At 71.4% G+C, this 19,851-nt stretch carries 23 protein-coding genes and 1 riboswitch; of the genes, 9 read left to right on the forward strand and 14 right to left on the reverse strand.

Features of this window, described 5'->3' with window-relative positions:
• Positions 1–3 precede the first annotated feature (3 nt).
• The 13 genes from nuoK to FK530_RS09145 all read right to left on the reverse strand — a co-directional run bounded on the left by nuoK (position 4) and on the right by FK530_RS09145 (position 11,815).
• Positions 4–309 carry an NADH-quinone oxidoreductase subunit NuoK gene (nuoK, locus tag FK530_RS09085; RefSeq protein WP_231706564.1) on the reverse strand — a complete coding sequence of 102 codons (306 nt, stop codon included), beginning with the start codon at positions 307–309 and terminating at the stop codon, positions 4–6.
• Positions 306–1,097: an NADH-quinone oxidoreductase subunit J gene (locus FK530_RS09090; protein WP_146486715.1), complete on the reverse strand. Its 792-nt coding sequence runs from the start codon at positions 1,095–1,097 to the stop codon at positions 306–308. Before FK530_RS09090 ends, nuoK begins: the two co-directional genes overlap by 4 nt.
• On the reverse strand, positions 1,094–1,597 hold the full coding sequence (nuoI, locus tag FK530_RS09095) for an NADH-quinone oxidoreductase subunit NuoI (RefSeq protein WP_146486716.1): 504 nt from the start codon (positions 1,595–1,597) through the stop codon (positions 1,094–1,096). The genes FK530_RS09090 and nuoI overlap by 4 nt, the downstream gene beginning before the upstream one ends.
• Complete coding sequence (gene nuoH / locus FK530_RS09100) at positions 1,590–2,906, reverse strand: NADH-quinone oxidoreductase subunit NuoH (RefSeq protein WP_146486717.1); 1,317 nt, start codon at positions 2,904–2,906, stop codon at positions 1,590–1,592. The genes nuoI and nuoH overlap by 8 nt, the downstream gene beginning before the upstream one ends.
• Positions 2,903–5,245, reverse strand: coding sequence for an NADH-quinone oxidoreductase subunit G (locus tag FK530_RS09105; RefSeq protein WP_146486718.1), 2,343 nt, complete (start codon positions 5,243–5,245; stop codon positions 2,903–2,905). The genes nuoH and FK530_RS09105 overlap by 4 nt, the downstream gene beginning before the upstream one ends.
• Entirely contained in the window at positions 5,242–6,582 is a 1,341-nt protein-coding gene (gene nuoF / locus FK530_RS09110; protein WP_146486719.1) for an NADH-quinone oxidoreductase subunit NuoF, read from the reverse strand. The genes FK530_RS09105 and nuoF overlap by 4 nt, the downstream gene beginning before the upstream one ends.
• Entirely contained in the window at positions 6,579–7,301 is a 723-nt protein-coding gene (gene nuoE, locus FK530_RS09115; RefSeq protein ID WP_146486720.1) for an NADH-quinone oxidoreductase subunit NuoE, read from the reverse strand. Before nuoE ends, nuoF begins: the two co-directional genes overlap by 4 nt.
• Positions 7,298–8,557 (reverse strand): NADH-quinone oxidoreductase subunit D, encoded by a 1,260-nt coding sequence (locus FK530_RS09120; protein WP_146486989.1) that lies wholly within the window; start codon positions 8,555–8,557, stop codon positions 7,298–7,300. The genes nuoE and FK530_RS09120 overlap by 4 nt, the downstream gene beginning before the upstream one ends.
• Before the next feature lie 26 nt (positions 8,558–8,583).
• Entirely contained in the window at positions 8,584–9,306 is a 723-nt protein-coding gene (locus tag FK530_RS09125) for an NADH-quinone oxidoreductase subunit C (protein WP_146486721.1), read from the reverse strand.
• A complete protein-coding gene (locus tag FK530_RS09130; protein WP_146486722.1) occupies positions 9,303–9,857 on the reverse strand; it encodes a NuoB/complex I 20 kDa subunit family protein in 555 nt (184 codons plus the stop codon). The genes FK530_RS09125 and FK530_RS09130 overlap by 4 nt, the downstream gene beginning before the upstream one ends.
• Before the next feature lie 55 nt (positions 9,858–9,912).
• Complete coding sequence (locus tag FK530_RS09135; protein WP_146435395.1) at positions 9,913–10,275, reverse strand: NADH-quinone oxidoreductase subunit A; 363 nt, start codon at positions 10,273–10,275, stop codon at positions 9,913–9,915.
• 141 nt (positions 10,276–10,416) lie between these two features.
• Positions 10,417–10,812, reverse strand: coding sequence for a response regulator (locus FK530_RS09140; protein ID WP_068524393.1), 396 nt, complete (start codon positions 10,810–10,812; stop codon positions 10,417–10,419).
• A 28-nt stretch (positions 10,813–10,840) separates the two neighbouring features.
• Positions 10,841–11,815: an isopenicillin N synthase family dioxygenase gene (locus FK530_RS09145; protein ID WP_146486723.1), complete on the reverse strand. Its 975-nt coding sequence runs from the start codon at positions 11,813–11,815 to the stop codon at positions 10,841–10,843.
• Positions 11,816–11,966: 151 nt separating this feature from the next.
• On the opposite strand from FK530_RS09145, the gene eno reads away from it, so the two are divergent.
• The 6 genes from eno (at position 11,967) to FK530_RS09175 (ending at position 16,860) form a co-directional block, all read left to right on the forward strand.
• Positions 11,967–13,250, forward strand: a complete 1,284-nt coding sequence (gene eno / locus FK530_RS09150; RefSeq protein ID WP_146486724.1) for a phosphopyruvate hydratase — start codon at positions 11,967–11,969, stop codon at positions 13,248–13,250.
• Positions 13,251–13,287: 37 nt separating this feature from the next.
• Entirely contained in the window at positions 13,288–13,707 is a 420-nt protein-coding gene (locus tag FK530_RS09155; protein ID WP_146486725.1) for an FtsB family cell division protein, read from the forward strand.
• Positions 13,707–14,231: a DUF501 domain-containing protein gene (locus tag FK530_RS09160; protein WP_146486726.1), complete on the forward strand. Its 525-nt coding sequence runs from the start codon at positions 13,707–13,709 to the stop codon at positions 14,229–14,231. Before FK530_RS09155 ends, FK530_RS09160 begins: the two co-directional genes overlap by 1 nt.
• Entirely contained in the window at positions 14,228–15,256 is a 1,029-nt protein-coding gene (locus FK530_RS09165; protein WP_191834337.1) for a Ppx/GppA phosphatase family protein, read from the forward strand. Before FK530_RS09160 ends, FK530_RS09165 begins: the two co-directional genes overlap by 4 nt.
• Before the next feature lie 90 nt (positions 15,257–15,346).
• On the forward strand, positions 15,347–15,625 hold the full coding sequence (locus FK530_RS09170) for an SDR family oxidoreductase (protein ID WP_146486727.1): 279 nt from the start codon (positions 15,347–15,349) through the stop codon (positions 15,623–15,625).
• 86 nt (positions 15,626–15,711) lie between these two features.
• On the forward strand, positions 15,712–16,860 hold the full coding sequence (locus FK530_RS09175; RefSeq protein ID WP_146486728.1) for a DUF418 domain-containing protein: 1,149 nt from the start codon (positions 15,712–15,714) through the stop codon (positions 16,858–16,860).
• Here the strand turns inward: FK530_RS09175 and FK530_RS09180 are convergent.
• A complete protein-coding gene (locus FK530_RS09180) occupies positions 16,844–17,158 on the reverse strand; it encodes a DMT family transporter (RefSeq protein ID WP_146486729.1) in 315 nt (104 codons plus the stop codon). The genes FK530_RS09175 and FK530_RS09180 overlap by 17 nt on opposite strands.
• 18 nt (positions 17,159–17,176) lie before the next feature.
• Positions 17,177–17,240: riboswitch (guanidine-III (ykkC-III) riboswitch) on the reverse strand.
• A 71-nt stretch (positions 17,241–17,311) separates the two neighbouring features.
• Between FK530_RS09180 and FK530_RS09185 the strand changes: the two genes are divergently transcribed.
• The 3 genes from FK530_RS09185 to FK530_RS09195 are packed head-to-tail and all read left to right on the forward strand — an operon-like array spanning position 17,312 to position 19,551.
• On the forward strand, positions 17,312–17,893 hold the full coding sequence (locus tag FK530_RS09185) for a dihydrofolate reductase family protein (protein WP_146486730.1): 582 nt from the start codon (positions 17,312–17,314) through the stop codon (positions 17,891–17,893).
• A 60-nt stretch (positions 17,894–17,953) separates the two neighbouring features.
• Entirely contained in the window at positions 17,954–18,928 is a 975-nt protein-coding gene (locus FK530_RS09190) for a mechanosensitive ion channel family protein (RefSeq protein ID WP_146486731.1), read from the forward strand.
• Between the two features lie 56 nt (positions 18,929–18,984).
• The gene (locus FK530_RS09195; RefSeq protein WP_146486732.1) at positions 18,985–19,551 is read left to right on the forward strand and encodes a dihydrofolate reductase family protein; all 567 of its coding nucleotides are present in this window, start codon (positions 18,985–18,987) and stop codon (positions 19,549–19,551) included.
• The last annotated feature ends 300 nt before the right edge of the window (positions 19,552–19,851 follow it).

The following is a 19,851-nucleotide window of genomic DNA, read 5'->3' on the forward strand; positions in this document are numbered from 1 at the left end:
CGCTCACCGCCTCAGCAGGTGCGGCTCGTCGACGGAGACGGACCGCCGGACCCGGAAGATCGCGATGATGATCGCCAGGCCCACCACCACCTCGGCGGCGGCCACGACCATCGTGAAGAAGGCGAGCACCTGCCCGTGCGGCACGGCGTGCATCCGTCCCGCGGTGACCAGCGCCAGGTTGGCGGCGTTGAGCATCAACTCGACGCACATGAAGACGACGATCGCGTTGCGGCGCAGCAGCACCCCGGCGGAGCCGATCGCGAACAGCAACGCTGCGAGGTACAGGTACAGGTACAGGTGCGGGTTCACGGCGAGACCTCCTCGTCGCGGAGCGCGTGCGGCACATCGTCGTCGAGCGACGGTGCGCGGTCGGGCAGGGCGCGGCGTTCCCCGGGCGCACGCGGCGTGAGCGTGTGGTTCACGGAGTCGAGAGCCGGCGTCCCGTCGGGCAGGCGGGCGGGCAGGTCGACGGCGTTGCCGAGGGCGTACACCCCGGGGTTGGGCAGCGGCGTGGCGCGGCGGCCCTCGCGGAACCGCCGGATCGACTGCTCGCGCTGGCTGAGGGCGGTCGCCAGCTTCTCCCGGTGCGCCAGGATCATCGCGCCCAGCGTGGCGGTGATGAGGAGCGCGGCGGTGAGCTCGAAGGCCCACAGGTACCGCACGAAGACGGTGTCGGCCAGCGCCTCGACGGAGTTGGGCGGGTACTCGCCGGCGGGCGTCCCTTGTCCCGCTCCCGTGCGCTGCGCCGGCAGGGACGCGCGGGCGACGAGGCCGATGAGCAGCATCCCGAAGGCGAGCCCCGCGACGGCGGCCGCGACCCGGTGGCCCCGCAGCGTCTCCACGAGCGAATCCGAGGAGTCGACGCCCACGAGCATGACCACGAACAGGAACAGCATCATCACCGCGCCCGTGTAGACCACGATCTGGACCACGCCGAGGAAGGTCGCCCCCTGCGCGATGTACGCGATCGCCAGCAGGATCATGGTCGCGGCCAGGCACAACGCCGAGTACACGGCCTTGGACGCGAGGACCACCCCGAGTGCGAAGAGCACGGCCGGGACGGCCACGATCCAGAACGCCCACTCCTCTCCGATCACGAATCCACCTCGCCCCGGTAGTAGTCGGCGGCGGTCAGCCCCTCGCGCATCGCGTGCGGCGGCGGCTGCTCGCCCTGGTGCAGCGGGGCCAGCAGGTCGTCCTTGTCGTAGATCAGCGCGCCGCGGTCGCGGTCGGCCATCTCGTAGTCGTTCGTCATCGTCAGCGCGCGCGTCGGGCAGGCCTCCACGCACAGGCCGCAGCCGATGCAGCGCAGGTAGTTGATCTGGTAGGTCCGGCCGTAGCGCTCACCGGGGGAGTACCGCTCCTCCTCGGTGTTGTCGGCGCCCTCCACGTAGATCGCGTCCGCCGGGCAGCTCCACGCGCAGAGCTCGCAGCCGATGCATTTCTCGAGGCCGTCGGCGTACCGGTTGAGCTGGTGCCGCCCGTGGTAGCGGCCGGCGGTGGGCGAGCGCTCCTCCGGGTAGTTCTCGGTGACCGGCTTGGTGAACATCGTCCGCAGGGTCACGCCGAATCCGGCGAGTCCGAGGGGATCAGCCATGGGACGCCTCCTTCGCTTCGGCCTCGCTCGGCAGGGCTCGTCGGGCGGGCTCGGACAGGTACTGGCCCGGCAGGGGCGGCACCGGGAAACCCCCGGCCATCGGGTCGAACGGCAGCGAGAACGTCTCCGGGTCCGGCCCGGGCTCGGGCGCCTTCTGCCGACGGTGCCGCACCACGAGAACGGCGAGCACGGCGAGCGTGAAGAGCACCGAGACCACGGGGGCGAGCACCGTCGTCGAACGCCCGGAGAGCGCCCAGGCCTGCACCGCCCCGGCCACGAGCACCCACGCGAGGGCCGTGGGGATCAGCAGCTGCCAGCCGAACCGCATGAACTGGTCGTAGCGCAGGCGCGGCAGCGTGGTGCGCAGCCAGATGAAGGCGAACATGAAGCACCACACCTTGACCACGAACCAGATCACCGGCCACCAACCGGAATTCGCGCCCTCCCACAGGTTCAGCGGCCACGGCGCGTGCCAGCCGCCGAGGAACAGGGTGGTGGCGAGCGCGGAGACCGTGGTCATGTTCACGTACTCGGCGAGCATGAACATCGCGAACTTCAGGGAGCTGTACTCGGTATGGAAGCCGCCCACCAGCTCGCCCTCGGCCTCCGGCAGATCGAACGGCGCGCGGTTGGTCTCGCCGACCATGGAGACCACGTAGACCACGAAGGACGGCAGCAGCAGGAAGACGTACCAGGTGCCCTCCTGCCGGGCGACGATGCCGGACGTCGCCATGGTGCCCGCGTACAGGAAGACGGCGGCGAAGGACAGGCCCATCGCCACCTCGTAACTGATCACCTGGGCGGTGGACCGCAGGCCGCCCAGGAGCGGATACGTCGAGCCGGAGGACCAGCCGGCCAGCACGATGCCGTACACGCCGATGCTGGTGATCGCCAGGATGTACAACACGGCGACCGGAAGGTCGGTGAGCTGCAGCGGCGTCCACGTGCCGAACACTGAGACCTGTGGCCCGAACGGGATCACGGCGAACGCCATGAACGCGGGGATGGTGGCGATGATCGGCGCGAGCAGGTAGACGGGCTTGTCGACGCCCGCGGGGGTGATGCCCTCCTTGAGCGCCAGCTTGATGCCGTCCGCGAGCGACTGCAGGACGCCGAAGGGGCCCAACCGGTTCGGCCCGTACCGGTGCTGCATCCGGGCCATGACCTTGCGCTCGATGAGGATCGCCGCGAGGACGGTCAGCACCAGGAAGGCGAAGATCGCGACGGCCTTCGCCAGGATCAGCCACCACGGGTCGCGGCCGAAGGCGGAGAGGTCGACGGGGTCGTGCGGGCCGAGGGCGAGCGTCATCGCGCCACCCCGATCCCGACCACGGCGCCCCAGCCGACGCCCAGTGTCGTGGCGACGGTGCTGCCGGGCGAGTTCCGCGGCACCCACACCACTCCGTCGGGCATGTCGGTGACCTCGAGTGGCAGGGTGATCGAACCGCGATCGGTCGAGACGGAGACCGCCGCCCCGTCCGCGGCGAGGATCCGGGCGGCGGTGGCGGCCGACATCCGCGCCAGCGGCCTGCGCGCCGTCGCCGCGAGGTCGGGTTCCCCGTCCTGCCCGCGGCCCAGGTCGAGCAGTTGCCGCCACGTCGCGAGCAGGGCCTCGCCGTCGCCGGGGACGCCGACGGTGCCGGGGCGCCCGGTGACGGGGCGGCGCGGCGGCCGGACCGAGCCCAGCGAGCGGAGGGCCGCGGCGGCGCCGTCGGTGTCGGTGAAGCCGAGGTCCGCGCGCATCGCCTGCGCGAGCACGGCGAGCACCCGCGCGTCCGCGAGCGCGCCGGGCGAGGGGAGCGCGGCGGCGAAGGAGCGATCGCGGCCCTCCCAGTTCCGGAATGTTCCCGCGCGCTGCGTCACGGTCGCGACGGGGAGCACCACGTCGGCCCGTGCAGTGACCTCGGAGGCGCGCTGTTCCAGGCTCACGACGAAGGCGGTGTCGAGGGCGAGCCGCGCGGCCTCGGGGTCGGGCAGGTCGCCGACGTCGACCGCGCCGCAGACCAGGGCGGGCAGGTCGCCCGCTGCGGCGGCGGCGAGGATGCCGGCGGTGTCGCGACCGGGACCCTCGGGCAGCGTGACGCCCCAGAGCTTCTCGAGTTCCATGCGGTGGCTGTGGTTCGCGGCGAGGCGGCCGCCGGGCAGCAAGCCGGCCAGCGCACCCGCTTCGACGGCGCCGGGCTCGCCCGCGCGGCGCGGGATCCACGCGAGCCGGGCGCCGGTGGTGCCCGCGAGGGCGGCGGCGGCGGCGAGCGCCCCGGGGATCTCGGCGAGCCGCTCGCCGGCGAGGATCACGGCGCCGGGCTCCGACATCCGCTCCGTGAGTCCGGGGTCGGCGAGGGCGGCGGGCTCGCCGCCCGGCGCGCACGCGAGCAGGGTGCCGTCGAGCCGCCCCAGGCCGCGGGAGGCGAAGGGCGCGATCGAGAGCACCCGGGTGCCGCCGGCGCGCACGGACTTCCGCAGCCGCAGGTGCACGATCGGCGACTCCTCCTCGGGCTCGAAGCCCGCGAGCAGCACGACCGGCGCCGTCTCGAGGTCGGCGTAGGTGACCCCGCCCACCGCGCCGGAGGCGAGGAAGGCTGCCTCCTCCGCACTGTGCGGCCGGATCCGGAAGTCGATGTCGTTGGTGTGCAGCGCGATGCGCGCGAAGGCGGAGTAGGCGTAGAGGTCCTCGACGGTGCCGCGCCCGCCGGCGAGCACGCCCGCCGCGCGGCCGGTCAGCCCCTGCGCAGCGGCCGCGATCGCCTCGGGCCACGAGGCGGGGGCGAGCGCGCCGTCGGCCCCGCGGATCAGCGGCGTGGTCAGCCGGTCCGGGGCCGAGGCGTAAGCGAAGGCCCACCGGCCCTTGTCGCAGCTCCACTCCTCGTTGACCTCGGGATCGTCGCCGGCGAGGCGGCGCAGGACCTCGCCGCGGCGGTGATCGACGCGCAGGCCGCAGCCGCTGGCGCAGTGCTCGCAGGCCGACGGGGTGGAGGTCAGGTCGAAGGGGCGGGCGCGGAACCGGTAGGAGGTGTTGGTGAGCGCGCCGACGGGGCAGATCTGCACCGTGTTGCCGGAGAAGTAGGAGTCCAGCGGCTGATCGCCCGCGACGCCCACCTGTTGCAGCGCACCGCGATCCATGAGCTCGATGAAGTCATCGCCGGCGATCTCATCGGAGAAACGGGTGCACCGGGCGCACAGCACGCAGCGCTCGCGGTCGAGAACGATCTCCGCGGAGAGCGGGATCGGCTTGGGGTAGGTGCGCTTGTCGGCGGCGGGGAAGCGCGAGGTGGCGCGGCCGGCGGACATGGCCTGGTTCTGCAGCGGGCACTCGCCGCCCTTGTCGCACACGGGGCAGTCGAGGGGGTGATTCACCAGCAGCAGCTCCATCACGCTGCGCTGGGCGCCGGCGGCGGCCGCGGAGGTGGCCTGCGTACGCACGATCATGCCGTCGGTCACCGTCGTCGTGCAGGAGGCGAGCGGCTTGCGCTGGCCCTCCACGTCCACCAGGCACTGCCGACACGCGCCCGCCGGGGCGAGCAGCGGGTGATCGCAGAACCGCGGGATGGCGATACCCAGCTCCTCCGCGGCGCGGATCACGAGAGTGCCCGGCGGTACCTCGATCTCGATGCCGTCGATGGTGGCCCTGACGGGCTCGGGGGTGGTCATCGAGCACCTCCCGGGACCGGGGCCTCGCGCATCGAGGCGGCCGGGTCGAAGGGACAACCGCCCTCGGCGACGTGCCTTTCGTACTCGTCGCGGAAGTACGCCAGCGAGCTCTGGATCGGGCTGGCGGCGCCGTCGCCGAGGGCGCAGAAGGCCTTGCCGAGCACTCCGTCGGCGACCTCCGCCAGGGTGTCCAGGTCCTCGGCGCGGCCCTCGCCCTCCTCGAGCCTGCGCAGCAACCGGACCAGCCAGTAGGTGCCCTCGCGGCACGGCGTGCACTTGCCGCAGGACTCGTGCGCGTAGAACTCGAGCCAGCGCAGCACGGCCCGCACCACGCAGACGGTGTCGTCGAAGACCTGCAGCGCCTTGGTGCCCAGCATCGACCCGGCGCCGGCGACGCCCTCGTAGTCGAGCGGCACGTCCAAGTGCTCGGCGGTGAGCAGCGGCGTGGACGAGCCGCCCGGCGTCCAGAACTTCAGCTCGTGCCCGGGCCGCACGCCGCCCGCGAGTTCCAGCATCTCGCGCAGCGTCACCCCGAGCGCCGCCTCGTACTGGCCCGGCCGCACCACGTGTCCCGAGACCGAATACAGCGTGAAACCGGGAGACTTCTCGCTGCCCATGCTGCGGAACCACTCGGCGCCCCGCGCGAGGATCGCGGGCACGCTCGCGATCGATTCGACGTTGTTCACGCACGTGGGGGAGGCGTACAGGCCCGCCACCGCGGGGAAGGGCGGCCGCAGCCGGGGCTGGCCGCGGCGGCCCTCCAAGGAATCCAGCAGCGCCGTCTCCTCGCCGCAGATGTACGCGCCGGCGCCGCCGTGCACGACGAGTTCCAGACTGAACCCGCTGGGGCCCATGGGCTTGCCCAGGTAGCCGGCCGCGTACGCCTCGGCGACGGCGGCGCGCAGTCGCCGCTGCACACCGAGGACCTCGCCGCGCACGTAGATGAAGGCCTGCTGCGCGCGGATCGCGTAGGACGCGATGATGACGCCCTCGATCAGCGTGTGCGGCGTGGCGAACATCAGCGGCATGTCCTTGCACGTGCCCGGCTCGGACTCGTCGGCGTTCACCACGAGGTAGTGCGGCTTGTCCGCCCCGGGCTTGGGGTCCTCGCCGTCGCGGAGTTGTGGGATGAAGCTCCACTTCAGCCCCGTCGGGAAGCCCGCGCCGCCGCGGCCGCGCAGGCCGGCGTCCTTCACCAGCGCGATCACCTCGTCGGGGGTCATCGCGAGCGCGCGTTCGAGGCCCTCGTAGCCGCCGGTCGCGCGGTAGGAGGCGAGGGTCCAGGGCTCGGGATCGCCCCAGTGGGCGGAGAGTACGGGGGTGAGGTGCGCGGTCACGACTCGGCCTCCCGGACGGCCTGCAGCCCGGCCATCGTCGGCCCGCCGCCCGCCCCGGAGGCGGAGACGGCGCCGGGCCGGGGATCGTCGAAACCGGCCAGCAGCCGGGCGGTCTCGCGGAAGGTGCCGAGCGGTGCGCCGCGGGTCGGGGCCGGCGGTCGGCCGGACCGGAGCGCGTCGACCAGCTCGCGCGCGCTCGCCACCGTCTGATCGTCGAAGAACTCCCAGTTGACCATCACGACGGGCGCGTAGTCGCACGCCGCGTTGCACTCGATCCGCTCGACGGTGACCTTCCCGTCCGGGGTGGTGCCGCCGGGGGCGATCCCGAGGTGCTCGCACAGCGAGGAGAGGATCGCGTCGCCGCCGAGGACCGCGCACAGCGTGGTGGTGCAGACGCCGACCAGGTAGTCGCCGGTGGGGCCGCGCCGGTACATCGAGTAGAAGGTGGCGACGGAGACCACCTCGGCGGCGGTGAGGTCCAGTGCGGCCGCACAGAACTCGATGCCGGCCGGGGTGATGAAGCCGTCCTCGGACTGGACCAGGTGCAGCAGCGGCAGCAGCGCCGACCGCTTCTCGGGGTACCGGGCGATGAGCTGCGCGGCGTCCGCCGCGAGGCGCTCCGCGACGGGGGCGGGGTACGCGGTCGGCGCGCCCGGCCGGTACAGCTGCACGGCCTCCTGCGGCCGCGCGCCGAACTCGAGGAAGACGGGTTCGCTCATCGGTCCACACCTCCCATCACGGGGTCGATGCTGGCGACGGCGGCGATGACGTCGGAGACCATGCCGCCCTCGCACATCGCCGCGACCGCCTGCAGATTCGTGAACGAGGGGTCGCGGAAGTGCACCCGGTACGGGCGGGTGCCGCCGTCGCTGACGGCGTGCACCAGCAGTTCGCCGCGGGGCGCCTCGACCGAGGCGGCGACCTGCCCCGCGGGCACCGCGAAGCCCTCGGTGACCAGCTTGAAATGGTGGATCAGCGACTCCATCGACTCGCCCATGATCTCTGCGATGTGCGCGCGCGAGTTGCCGAGCCCGTCACTCCCGACCGTGAGATCGGCCGGCCACCCGAGCCCGGCGTCGTCGATCATCACCGGTCCGGGCCGCAGCTTGTCGAGGCACTGCTCCACGATGCGCAGCGACTGATCCATCTCCAGCACCCGGATCAGGTACCGGCCGTAGCAGTCGCATCCACTGTCGGTGATCACGTCGAACTCGTAACCCTCGTAGCCGCAGTAGGGTTCGCTGCGCCGGAGGTCGTGCGGAAGCCCGGTCGAGCGCAGCACCGGGCCGGTGATGCCGAGCGCCATGCAGCCGGTGAGATCCAGGTAGCCGATGTTCTTGGTGCGTGCGATCCAGATCGGGTTCTCGGTGAGCATCGACGCCATGGAAGCCAGCTGCTTCGGCAGCGTCCGCAGCAGTTCGCGGATCTGGGGGACGGCCTCGTCGGGCAGGTCGGCCGCCACGCCTCCCGGGCGGATGTACGCGTGATTCATGCGCAGCCCGGTGATGGTCTCGAAGACGTCGAGGATCTGCTCGCGGATCTCGAAGCCGCGCAGCATGGGCGAGACCGCGCCCAGCTCCATGCCGCCGGTGGCCAGCGCGACGAGGTGGCTGGTGATCCGGTTGAGCTCCATCAGCAGGACGCGGATGACGGTCGCGCGCTCGGGGATCTCCTCGGTGATCCCCAGCAGCTTCTCGACGGCCAGGCAGTAGGCGGTCTCGTTGAACAACGGCGCCAGGTAGTCCATGCGCGTGACGAAGGTGGTGCCCTGCGTCCAGGTGCGGAACTCGAGGTTCTTCTCGATGCCGGTGTGCAGGAATCCGATCCCGCAGCGGGCCTCGGTCACCGTCTCCCCGTCGAGTTCGAGGATCAGGCGCAGCACGCCGTGGGTGGAGGGGTGCTGCGGGCCCATGTTCACCACGATCCGTTCCTGGCCGATCGCCTCGGCGGCGATGTCGTCCCAGTCGGAGCCCATGGCGGTGAACTCGCTGTAGTCGGTGGTCACGAGTACGACCTCCGGGTGTCGGGTGCGGAGACCTCGGCGCCGTGGAACTCGACGCCGATCCCGCCCAGCGGGTAGTCCTTGCGCTGCGGGTGCCCCTCCCAGTCGTCCGGCATCTCGATGCGGGTCAGCGAGGGGTGCCCGTCGAAGACGATGCCGAAGAAGTCGTAGGTCTCCCGCTCGTGCCAGTCCGTCGTGGGGTAGACGGAGAACAGCGAGGGGATGTGCGGATCGGCGTCAGGACAGGAGGTTTCGAGGCGGAGGCGCCGACCGTGCGTGATCGACTGCAGATGCGTGACCGCGCGCAGCTCGGCACCCGCGTCCTCGGGGAAGTGCACGCCCGAAGTCCCCAGGCACATTTCGAACCGCAGGGACGGGTCGTCGCGCAGGAGCCGGGCGACCGCCCGCACGTGCTCGCGCCGCACCCGCAGCGTCACCTCGCCGCGGTACACCACGACCGCACGGACCGCCTCGGCGAAGGGCGCGTCGTCGGACCGGTCCAGCGCGTCCCGCAGGACCGCGATCACCCCGTCGTACCCCGCGGGCAGGGGCTCCTCGCCCGGCCCGGGCATGGCGACCGGTCGGCTGATCCGCCCGTAGCCCGACGTGTCGCCCGTGCCGCCACTGAACATGCCGGTGCGGGTGCGCACGACGTCGGGCTGCGACGGGGCGCCGGACGCGTCGGTGCCCCCGGGGTCGGGCACCGCGGGGGAGTCGGTCATCGCAGCAGGCCCTTGAACTCGATGGTGGGGCGCGAGGCGAGTGCGGCCTCCTCCGCGGCGCGACGCGCGGCCTCGCGGTTCACGCCCATCGGCGTCTCCGCGACCTTCTCGTGCAGGGCCAGGAGGGCGTTGAGCAGCATCTCGGGGCGGGGCGGGCAGCCGGGGAGGTAGATGTCCACGGGCACCACGTGATCGACGCCCTGCACGACGGCGTAATTGTTGAACATGCCACCCGAGCTGGCGCAGACTCCCATGGCCAGGACCCATTTCGGCTCCGCCATCTGGTCGTACACCTGGCGGAGCACCGGCGCCATCTTCTGGCTGACCCGGCCCGCCACGATCATCAGGTCCGCCTGGCGGGGCGAGGCGCGGAAGGCCTCCATGCCGAACCGGGCGATGTCGAAGCGGGGGCCGGTGGTCGCCATCATCTCGATGGCGCAGCAGGCCAGGCCGAACGTGGCCGGCCACAGTGATCCCTTCCGCGCGTAGCCCGCCACCACCTCGAGCGTCGACAGCAGGAAACCGCCCGGAACCTTGTCCTCTATTCCCACGCCCCCACCTCGCTCCCGACGAGTCGGTCACCGCGGCCCGGGACGGTCGCCGCCGTCAGTCCCACGACAGTCCACCTCTCCGCCATTCGTAGGCGTAGGCGACGGTGACGTTCACCAGGAACAGGGCCATCGCGAGCAGGCCGTACGTGCCGAGCACGTCGAAGTGCACCGCCCAGGGATAGAGGAAGACGATCTCGATGTCGAAGATGATGAACAGCATGGCCGTCAGGTAGAACTTCACCGGGAACCGGCCACCGCCCGATGCCGGCGTGGGAGACGGGTCGATGCCGCACTCGTAGGCCTCGAGCTTCGCGCGGTTGATCCTGCGGGGCCCGACGAACCGGGCGACGCCCACTGAGAACACCGCGAAGGCGGCCGCGATCGCCCCGAGCACCAGGATGGGCACGTACAGGTTCACGGCGATGCTCCCTTCGCGGTGTATGCGAAATCCCATTCAGCAGAACCGGTTAGGCTCCCCTGAGTGGAGTTGTGAGCTACACCACAACTATATGTCCATCGTCTGATCGGGGTGGGCTTTTGGGGCGAGCGTGTCTGATTCTCAGAGGGTCGCGGTGGCGAGCAACCGCCCGGCCGCACCCGCCAGCTCGAACGGATCGAGGGGATGGCTCACCCAGTCGTCGGCCTGGGACCACCGTGCCAACCATCCGTCGGCGCGGCGCGCCGTGATCACCAGGAGCGGCGGGCACGGCTCGATCTCGTCGCGCACCTGGCGAGCCAGGCCCATCCCGCCCGCGGGGGCCGCTTCGCCGTCGAGCACCACCAGTGCGACCCCGCCCTCGTCGAGTCGGGCGATGACGGCCGGGGCGGTCGCGGCCTCGAGGACGGTGATCGGCGGCCTGTCCGGGGCGGGGCGGGTGCCCAGGGCGGCGGTGATCTCCGCGCGGTGCCGCGCGTTGGAGCTGTAGACGAGGACGAGCGGGGCAGCGCCGGTCATGGTCCCCACGATAGGGACGCAGGCCGGGTTACGAAGCGGTTTGCGGGTAGTGCCGTGCCGCCACGTCCGGGTGCGCCCGCAGGCGGCTCTTCCACGCGTTCTCGCCGTAGGTGTCGAAGATCGGATTGGACGGGTCGACGGTGACGCCCGCGCGCGACCCCGCGGGGAGCGGGAGGTGCGGCATGTGCGCCGTGACCGACGGATTGAAGAAGTACGGCACCGAGATCCGGTCGGCGCCGGTGCTGCGGTTCACCACGCGGTGCTCGGTGGCGTGCAGGTAGCCGTCCGTCCCGACCTCCAGCATCTCCCCGATGTTCACGATGAAGGCGCCCGGCAGTGGAGGCACGTCGACCCATTCGTCGGCACCGGGTGGCAGTACCTGCAGGCCCTGCGACGCGGGGTCCACCAGGAGCAGGGTCAGTACGCCCGAGTCCTTGTGCGCTCCCACGCCCTGATCGGAGGCCGTTCCGGCGGGGTAGCGGACGATCTTGATCAGCGTCGCCGGCTGCTCGGCGAAGGCCTCGTCGAAGACGTGCGGATCGGCGCCGAGCGATCGCGCCCACGCTCGCAGCAGCGCGAGCGAGATCCGCGAGAGGTCCGCGTCCCATCGCTCCATCACCTCGCGCAGCGCCGGCAGGGACGCCGGCCATTGGTTCGGGCCGAGCAGGTTCCGGTAGTCCGGCCCGGGGCCCGACGGTGCCGGGTCCTCGCGCCCGAGGTCGATCTGCTCGCGCCAGTCGACCTCGCCGCGGGTGAGCTCGCCGCCGAGCCGGGTGTAGCCGCGGAAGTGCGGCGAGTTCGTCATCGCAACGGCGTCCTTGTCCGCCTGCGGCAGCGCGAAGAAGGCGCGGGCGACGGTCAGGACCTCATCGATGCGCTCAGGAGGCAGGCCGTGTCCCGTGAGGTAGAAGAAGCCCACGTCGTGCGCGGCGGCGCGGACGGCATCGTCGAACCGCGCGGGGTCGGTGTCGAGGAGGGCGAGGTCGAGCACCGGGACGGACATGACCGCAGGGTAACGCCGAGCGCGCCGGGTATGAGCGGATCCGATCAGTGTGATCGGGACTTCGAGCGCGCCGGGCTTCGTGTCGCGGGTGCCGGGCACTAGGCTGGCTGCTGAGTTGCCCCCGAGCTCGGCCAGTGCATAAGGAGAGACCGTGTCCGAAATCATCCAGGTAGGCGCCCGCGAGATCCTCGACTCCCGTGGCAACCCCACGGTCGAGGTCGAGATCGTGCTGGCCGACGGCAGCTTCGCCCGCGCGGCGGTGCCGTCGGGTGCGTCGACCGGTGAGCACGAGGCCGTGGAGCTGCGCGACGGTGGCGACCGGTACCTGGGCAAGGGCGTCACCAAGGCCGTCGAGGGCGTCCTCGAGGTCATCGCGCCCGAGGTGATCGGCATCCCCGCCGACGAGCAGCGCATCATCGATCAGACGCTGCTGGACCTGGACGGCACCCCGGACAAGAGCCGGCTCGGCGCCAACGCCCTGCTCGGCGTGTCGCTCGCCGCGGCGAAGGCGGCCGCCGAGTCCGCCGCGCTGCCGCTGTTCCGGTACCTGGGCGGACCGAACGCGCACATCCTGCCCGTGCCGATGATGAACATCCTCAACGGAGGCGCCCACGCGGACAGCGGCGTCGACGTGCAGGAGTTCATGGTCGCGCCGATCGGCGCCGAGACCTTCAAGGAGTCGCTGCGCTGGGGCGCCGAGGTCTACCACGCCCTCAAGTCGGTGCTCAAGAGCAAGGGCCTGAACACGGGCCTGGGCGACGAGGGCGGTTTCGCCCCGTCGGTGGCCGGAACCCGCGAGGCGCTGGAGCTGATCTCGGAGGCGATCGGCAAGACCGGCCTCAAGCTCGGCTCGGACGTCGCGCTCGCGCTGGACGTCGCGGCGACGGAGTTCTACAGCCCCGAGGGCTACAAGTTCGAGGGCAAGGTCCTCACCGCGGCCGAGATGGGCGAGTTCTACCGCGGCCTGATCGGCGAGTTCCCGCTGGTCTCGATCGAGGACCCCCTGTCGGAGGACGACTGGGAGGGCTGGGTCGATCTCACCGATGCGATCGGTGACAAGGTGCAGCTGGTCGGCGACGACCTGTTCGTCACCAACCCGGAGCGCCTCGAGGACGGCATCGCCCGCGGCGCCGCCAACGCGCTGCTGGTGAAGGTCAACCAGATCGGCACGCTCACCGAGACCCTCGACGCCGTGGCCCTGGCGCACAACAACGGCTACAAGTCGATGATGAGCCATCGTTCGGGCGAGACGGAGGACACCACCATCGCCGACCTGGCGGTCGCGGTTGGATCGGGCCAGATCAAGACGGGCGCGCCCGCCCGCTCCGAGCGCGTCGCCAAGTACAACCAGCTGCTGCGCATCGAGGAGGAGCTGGGCGATGCCGCGCGGTACGCCGGCGACACCGCCTTCCCGCGCTTCGAGTTCACCAGCTGATACGTAGTACATCGAGAGTCGAAGGAGCACAGCCGAAGTGAGCAGCAGGTCCCGCCTCGTGCGCAGCCCGTCGGGCGGCGAGGCCCGTGCGGACGGACGGAGCGCGGGGCGGACCTTCGTGCTGTTCCTCGTGCTGTGCGTCCTCGCCCTCACCCTCGCGGTGCCGGTGCGGACCTACATGTCCGAACAGGCCCGCGAGGAGAAGGTCGCGGCCGAGCACGCCCAGTTGCTCGCCGACATCGCCCGGCTCGAGGAGCAGAAGCGTCTCCAGGACGATCCGGAGTACATCAAGGCGCAGGCCCGGATCCGGCTGCAGTACGTGATGCCCGGGGAGACTCCGTACCGCGTGCAGGTGCCGGGCGCCCCGAAGCCGACGCCCGAGCAGGTGGAGGCCGAACAGGCCAAGCAGAACCCCTGGTACACCAATGTGTGGCGCACGATCGCGGTGCCGCACTGATGAGTGACGCAGTCCCCCAGGAGGATCTGGACCGGGTCGCCGCGCAGCTCGGGCGCGTGCCCCGCGGCGTGCTCGCCATCGCCTACCGCACACCCGACGGCGAGCCCGCCGTCGTGAAGACGGCGCCACGGCTGCCCGACGGTACGCCCTTCCCGACGCTGTACTACCTGACGGACCCCCGGCTGACCGCCGAGGCGAGCCGGCAGGAGAGTGCGGGCGTGATGCGGGAGATGGAGGCGCTGCTCGCCTCCGACGAGTCGATCGCCGAGAACTACCGGGCGGCGCACCGGCACTACCTCGAATCCCGCAACGCCCTGGAGGATCTGGGCACTGATTTCACCGGCGGCGGTATGCCCGACCGGGTGAAGTGCCTGCACGTGCTCATCGCGTACGCCCTCGCCGAGGGACCCGGGGTGGTCCGGTTGGGCGACGAGGCCGTCGCCCTCGCCGCCGCGGCGGGCCTGCGCGGCAGCGCGATCCCGGCGGACTGGCCGGAGCCGCAGTTCCCCTGGGGTGGTGAGTGAATCCCCTGGTCGTCGCGGCCATCGACTGCGGTACCAATAGCATCCGCCTGTACGTGGCGCGGTCCACCGGCGCCGGGAGCGGAGCGAGCGGGCCGAGTGTTGTCGGCGCCGGGAGCGGAGCGAGCGGGCCGAGTGTTGCCGGCGGCGCGGGCCTGGAGGAGCTGCACCGTGAGATGACGATCGTCCGGCTGGGCCAGGGTGTGGACGCCACCGGCGAGTTCGCCGCCGAGGCGCTGGAGCGGGTCCGCGCGGCGCTGGACGAGTACGTCACCACGGCGCTGGACCTGGGCGCCACGCGGGTGCGCATGGTCGCGACCTCCGCGGCCCGGGACGTCTCGAACCGGGACGCCTTCCTCGATCTGACCGCGGCTGCGTTGGGCCGGATCACGCCCGGCGCCCGTGCCGAGGTGATCGCGGGGACCGAGGAGGCGGAGCTGTCCTACCGCGGTGCGACCGCGGGCCTCGACGCCGCCGATCCGGCGCTCGTCGTCGACCTCGGGGGCGGTTCGACGGAGTTGGTCGTCGGCTCCGGTGGCACCGTGGCGCACGCCTATTCGGCCGACATCGGCTGCGTGCGGATCACCGAGCGCGCGCTGCCCTCCGATCCGCCCACCGCCGCCGAGGTGGCCGAGGCGACCTTCCACATCGACGCCGCCCTGGATGAGGCGACCGCCGTCGTGCCGTTGGACGGCGTCCGCACCTGGACCGGCGTCGCCGGGACCTTCACCACCCTCGCCGCGCTGGCGCACGGACTGACGGAGTACGACCCGGCCCTGATCCACGGCTCGCGCGTCCCGCTCGGCGACCTCGTCGCGCTGTGCCGCCGACTGGTGCGCATGAGCTCCGCGGAGCGCCTGGCGCTCGGCCCGATGCACCCCGGTCGCGCCGACGTGATCGGCGGCGGCGCGCTCGTGGCGATGCGGCTCGCCGAGCGGCTGGCCGCGGTCGGCGTGACCGAGCTCACCGTTTCCGAGCACGACATCCTCGACGGCGTGGCCATGGGGCTCGCCGCCCCCGGGATTTAACGCACTGTTGACGAACTCACAGCTTCCCGGCAGCGCACGAAGCGGTTTGGCAGCCTAACGTCTTCTTCGAACGGCGAAAGGGAGTCGAAGATGACGAAGGCAACCGAATGCGTGATCGTGGTGCTCGACGGCACCGACGCGACAGCACGACTGGTCGGTGACCTCTCCGCGGCGGGAAACCGGGTGACGGCGGTGGGCTCGAACTTCCGCGATGTGGTGTCGGTCCTGTCCGGCGACGTCTACGCGCTCGTCGCGGACCTCGCCGATCCCGAGCAGTGGGCGACGGCCGTGTGCCGCGCCGAGGCGCGGCACGGCGCGGTCGACACGATCGTCGACCCGGCCGGCCGGCTGGCGGCGCGCGCGGCCTGATCCCGCACCGTCCGTCCCTGGAAACAGGGGCGGATATCCGGGCTTTCCCGGAGGCGACCGCCCCGCGCTGGTCCTAGCTTTGCCGCATGACGATGACCGACCCGTCGGTGCCGCGGATCGCGGCGCTCGACGCCCTGCGCGGCTTCGCGCTCGGCGGGATCTTCGCGGTGAACATCGCGATCATGGCGGATCCGGCGGGATTCGCGGAGGGACCGGTGCGGGCCTTCGAGGAGATGTTCCTGCACAACCGCTTCTACGTGCTGTTCTCCTTCCTGTTCGGGTACTCGCTCACCTTGCAGTTCCGCTCCGCGGAGCGTGACGGCGCGAGTGCCACGGCCCGGACGGTGCGCCGGTTGCTGGCGCTGGTCGCGATCGGCACGCTGCACACGGTCCTCCTCTTCACGGGGGACGTCCTGTTCGGCTACGGCGTGATCGGCTTCGCCCTGCTCGCGCTCCGCGGTCTGCGTCCGCGGTCCGCGTTGCGACTCGCCGGCGTCCTGTACGCCGCGTGCCTCGTGCTGTTCGTGGCGCTCTCCGTGGCGCGGATCGTCCAGTCGCCGCCCGACGCCGCGCAGACGGCCGCCGAGAACGCGGCGGCGCTCGACGCGGTGCGCGCGGGCTGGGGCGAGGCTGCGGCGTACCGGTGGGCGGACGGGGTCGACCGTCTCGCGCCCACCGTCGTGTTCGGGTTGCTCAACGTGCTGCCGCTGTTCCTCGTCGGGTTGGCTGCCGGGAAGGTGCGCCTGCTCGAGGACCCGGCGCGCTACCTTCCCCACCTCCCGCGGGTGCAGGCGATCGGATTCGGCCTGGGGGTCCCGCTCTCGGTGCTCCCGGTCCTGCTGCACGTCCCGCACACCGAGGCGCTGGGCTACGTCTCCGGGCCGCTGCTCGCCGCCGGGTACGCCGCCACCTTCCTGCGACTCCTCCACGCGTGGCCCGCCCTGTCCGGGGTCTTCGCACCGGCGGGCCGCATCAGCGCCACGGTGTACCTCGCGCAGTCGCTGATCGCGGCGATCGCCTTCACGGGTTACGGTTTCGCGCAGGCGGGACGATGGCCCGACGGGGCCGTTCTCGCCTTCGCGGCGATCGTCTTCGTGCTCCAGCTGGCAGCCGCGCGGTGGTACACGCGTCGGTTCCGGTACGGCCCCGTCGAATGGGTGCTGCGGGTGGCGACCTACGGCGGGGCGAGCCGCGTGCGGGAGCACGCCCGCACGACGGTCAGTGGGCCAGCTTGAGCCCGACGACGCCGCCGACGATCGCGATGATGCAGACGATCTTGACCAGGGACGCGGATTCGGTGCCGGTGGCCATCGCGTAGACGACCGTGAGGGTGGCGCCGATGCCGACCCAGACCGCGTAGGCGGTGCCGGTCGGCAGGTCGCGCATCGCGTACGCGAGTCCGGCCATGCTGGCGATCAGCGCGACGCCGAAGACGATCGACGGGGTGAGCTTGGAGAAGCCTTCGGACTTGCCGAGCGCTGTGGCCCAGACGGCCTCGAGAACGCCGGAAACGATCAGAACGATCCATGCCATGATGCGAACCTCCTCGGGTTCGCACCGTCTTTTCGCTGGCCGGGTACGGTGCGCCTCGTCCGGATGTCTTTCGCGACGTCGCCCAGATTACTCGACCGTGTGCACTGGGCAAGTGGCGGTGACGAACCTGACCCGCGCACTACTGTGAGCGGAATGACGCGCGAACTGGTGTACACGGGATTCGTCACGCTCGACGGGGTGGCGGATTCGCCCGGCGGGACCGTCGAGGGGCATCGCAGCGGCGGCTGGGTGGCACGGCACGACTTCCTCCCCGAGGCATTCTCACTCAAGGGTGAGGAACTGGGGGAGACCACGGCCCTGCTGTTCGGGCGTCGCAGCTACGAGGCCTTCGGTGCGGTGTGGCCGCAGTCCGAGGACCACGCCGCCTACCGCGACCTGCCGAAGTACGTCGCCTCCACCACGATCGGCGAGGACGATCTCGTCGACGGGTGGGGCGGCACGACGATCCTGCGGTCCGCGGAGGACGTCGCCGCGCTCAAGGAGACCGACGGCGGATCGATCTTCATCCACGGCAGCTGCGAGCTCGCCCGGACTCTCGGCGACGCCGGCCTGATCGACCGGTACAACCTCCTGGTCTTCCCGTACCTCCTCGGCGCGGGCAAGAGCATCTTCGGCCGTGCGGACCGTGACGCCACGGCGCTGCGCCTTCGGGAGTCGCAGGCATACCCCAATGGCGTGCTCAAGGTGATCTACGACGTGGTTCACCAACACTGATGCGGCCAGCCCCCGTTGACGGAACTTGCGTCATGGGGACGCGTCCGTACCGTCGGGGGCATGTCCGATCTAGCCTTCCAGCTCAACGAGAACGGACGACAGTGGCTGATCCACACGCCCCTTGAGATCGGCCTGTACGTCGTCCTGGCCGTCGTCGTCCGCTACCTGTTGCACCGCGGCATCGACCGGCTCGTCCGCGGCAATCGGCGCGACGGCGAATCGGCCCCACGACGATTCGGGCTCGGGAAGCTGGGTGGCAGGCTCGGCGGCGGGAGGCTGCCCGCCGTGCGGCGGCGAGCCGTCGACGACCCGGCCAAGGCGCAGCGCGACCGGGAGGCCCGGGCCCGCCGGGCGCAGCGGGCCGAGACCATCGGCTCGGTGCTCAAGTCCGCCGTCTCCTTCCTCGTGCTGATCTGGGTCGTGATCCAGTCGCTGGCGATCCTCGGGGTCAACGTGGCCCCGCTCATCGCGTCCGCCGGCGTGGTGGGCGTGGCGCTGGGCTTCGGCGCGCAGAATCTGGTACGGGACTTCATCTCCGGCATCTTCATGCTGATCGAGGACCAGTACGGCGTGGGCGACGTCGTGGACCTCGGGGAGGTCACCGGCACCGTCGAGACCGTGGGCATGCGGATCACGACGGTGCGCGACGTGCAGGGCACCCTCTGGTACGTGCGCAACGGCGAGATCATGCGGGTCGCCAACTTCAGCCAGGACTACGCGGTGGCCTTCCTCCAGTTGCCGATCTCGTACTCCGCCGACGTGGATCTCGCGTGCCGCGTCGCACTCGAGGCGGCGTCGAAGGCCGTGGGCGAGGCACCGCTGTCGGACGATGTTCTGGGCGCGCCCGACATGCTGGGTGTGGACGGCGCCACCGCAGACCGGGTGAGCATCCGGCTCACCGTCCGCGTCCGCGCGAACCGGCAGTGGGCGGTGGAGCGCGAACTGCGCCGCCGGATCCTGCGTGCGTTCGACGAGAACGACATCGCCCCGCCCTACCGCAGCGGGCTGCCGGTGGCGGCGGGGGTGCAGGACTGACCTGGGCGTCTCGCGGGAGTGCCGCGGGGGTCCGGCGATTCGGTCATCATGGACGGATGCGCAGTGTCACCTACTCCCTGAGCACGTCGGCGGACGGGTACATCGTGGGGCCGGACGGAGCCTTCGACTGGTCGCAACCCGACGAGGAGGTGTTCCGCTTCGCCACAGATGAGGTACGCGGGCTGGACGTGCACCTGATGGGGCGGCGGCTCTACGAGACGATGCTCTACTGGGACACCGCCGCGGAGACGCAGCCGCTGGACGCTGACGAGCGCGTCTTCGCGGCGCTGTGGAAGGACCTGCCGAAGATCGTCTTCTCCACGACGCTCACCGAGGTGCGGGGCGCGAACACGCGCCTCGCAGTCGGCGATCTCGCGGAGGAGATCACCCGCCTGCGAAGCGAGCCCGGTGCGGGGAACATCGGCGTCGGCGGGGCGGCCCTGGCCGCGGAGGCCGCGCGGCTGGGTCTGCTCGACGAGTACCGGGTGCGCGTCTACCCCGTCCTCGTCGGCGGCGGCATCCCGTACTTCCCGCAACAGGGGACCGCCACCGCTCTCGAGCGCGTCGGTGGCCGGTCATTCGCCTGCGGAGTCGATTTCGTGCACTACCGGGTGCTGCGCTGACGCCATCGGCGCCCGACACGTCCACGGCGTTCGAGTTCCTGCCGATGCCCGGCACGGGGTCGGCTGTGACGCGGCCCCGTTCGTTCGGCGACCGGCGCTCTCGCGCGGCACGGTCAGTCGCGTGCGGTGCCCCCAGTCGGACTCGAACCGACACTCGGCGGATTTTAAGTACTCCCGGTGTGCTGTTCTCCGAGATACGCCACCAGGCATGACGCCATTGTCGATCCCGCAGACTCGCAGGTGAGCGCCCATAACTGACCACCGTTTGACCACCAGCGGCTACCGCTGGCGCACCGCCAA

Source organism: Tsukamurella conjunctivitidis, assembly GCF_007858475.1.
GTDB lineage: Bacteria > Actinomycetota > Actinomycetes > Mycobacteriales > Mycobacteriaceae > Tsukamurella > Tsukamurella conjunctivitidis.

Excerpts from the sequence above, each read along its gene's own strand:
- nuoI (WP_146486716.1), bottom strand. The coding sequence starts at position 1,597 with ATGGCTGATCCCCTCGGACTCGCCGGATTCGGCGTGACCCTGCGGACG.
- nuoH (WP_146486717.1), bottom strand. The coding sequence starts at position 2,906 with ATGACGCTCGCCCTCGGCCCGCACGACCCCGTCGACCTCTCCGCCTTC.
- FK530_RS09105 (WP_146486718.1), bottom strand. The coding sequence starts at position 5,245 with ATGACCACCCCCGAGCCCGTCAGGGCCACCATCGACGGCATCGAGATC.
- nuoE (WP_146486720.1), bottom strand. The coding sequence starts at position 7,301 with ATGAGCGAACCCGTCTTCCTCGAGTTCGGCGCGCGGCCGCAGGAGGCC.
- FK530_RS09120 (WP_146486989.1), bottom strand. The coding sequence starts at position 8,557 with ATGGGCTCCGACTGGGACGACATCGCCGCCGAGGCGATCGGCCAGGAA.
- FK530_RS09125 (WP_146486721.1), bottom strand. The coding sequence starts at position 9,306 with ATGACCGACTCCCCCGCGGTGCCCGACCCCGGGGGCACCGACGCGTCC.
- FK530_RS09140 (WP_068524393.1), bottom strand. The coding sequence starts at position 10,812 with ATGACCGGCGCTGCCCCGCTCGTCCTCGTCTACAGCTCCAACGCGCGG.
- FK530_RS09145 (WP_146486723.1), bottom strand. The coding sequence starts at position 11,815 with ATGTCCGTCCCGGTGCTCGACCTCGCCCTCCTCGACACCGACCCCGCG.
- FK530_RS09160 (WP_146486726.1), top strand. The coding sequence starts at position 13,707 with ATGAGTGACGCAGTCCCCCAGGAGGATCTGGACCGGGTCGCCGCGCAG.
- FK530_RS09170 (WP_146486727.1), top strand. The coding sequence starts at position 15,347 with ATGACGAAGGCAACCGAATGCGTGATCGTGGTGCTCGACGGCACCGAC.
- FK530_RS09175 (WP_146486728.1), top strand. The coding sequence starts at position 15,712 with ATGACGATGACCGACCCGTCGGTGCCGCGGATCGCGGCGCTCGACGCC.
- FK530_RS09180 (WP_146486729.1), bottom strand. The coding sequence starts at position 17,158 with ATGGCATGGATCGTTCTGATCGTTTCCGGCGTTCTCGAGGCCGTCTGG.
- FK530_RS09185 (WP_146486730.1), top strand. The coding sequence starts at position 17,312 with ATGACGCGCGAACTGGTGTACACGGGATTCGTCACGCTCGACGGGGTG.
- FK530_RS09190 (WP_146486731.1), top strand. The coding sequence starts at position 17,954 with ATGTCCGATCTAGCCTTCCAGCTCAACGAGAACGGACGACAGTGGCTG.
- FK530_RS09195 (WP_146486732.1), top strand. The coding sequence starts at position 18,985 with ATGCGCAGTGTCACCTACTCCCTGAGCACGTCGGCGGACGGGTACATC.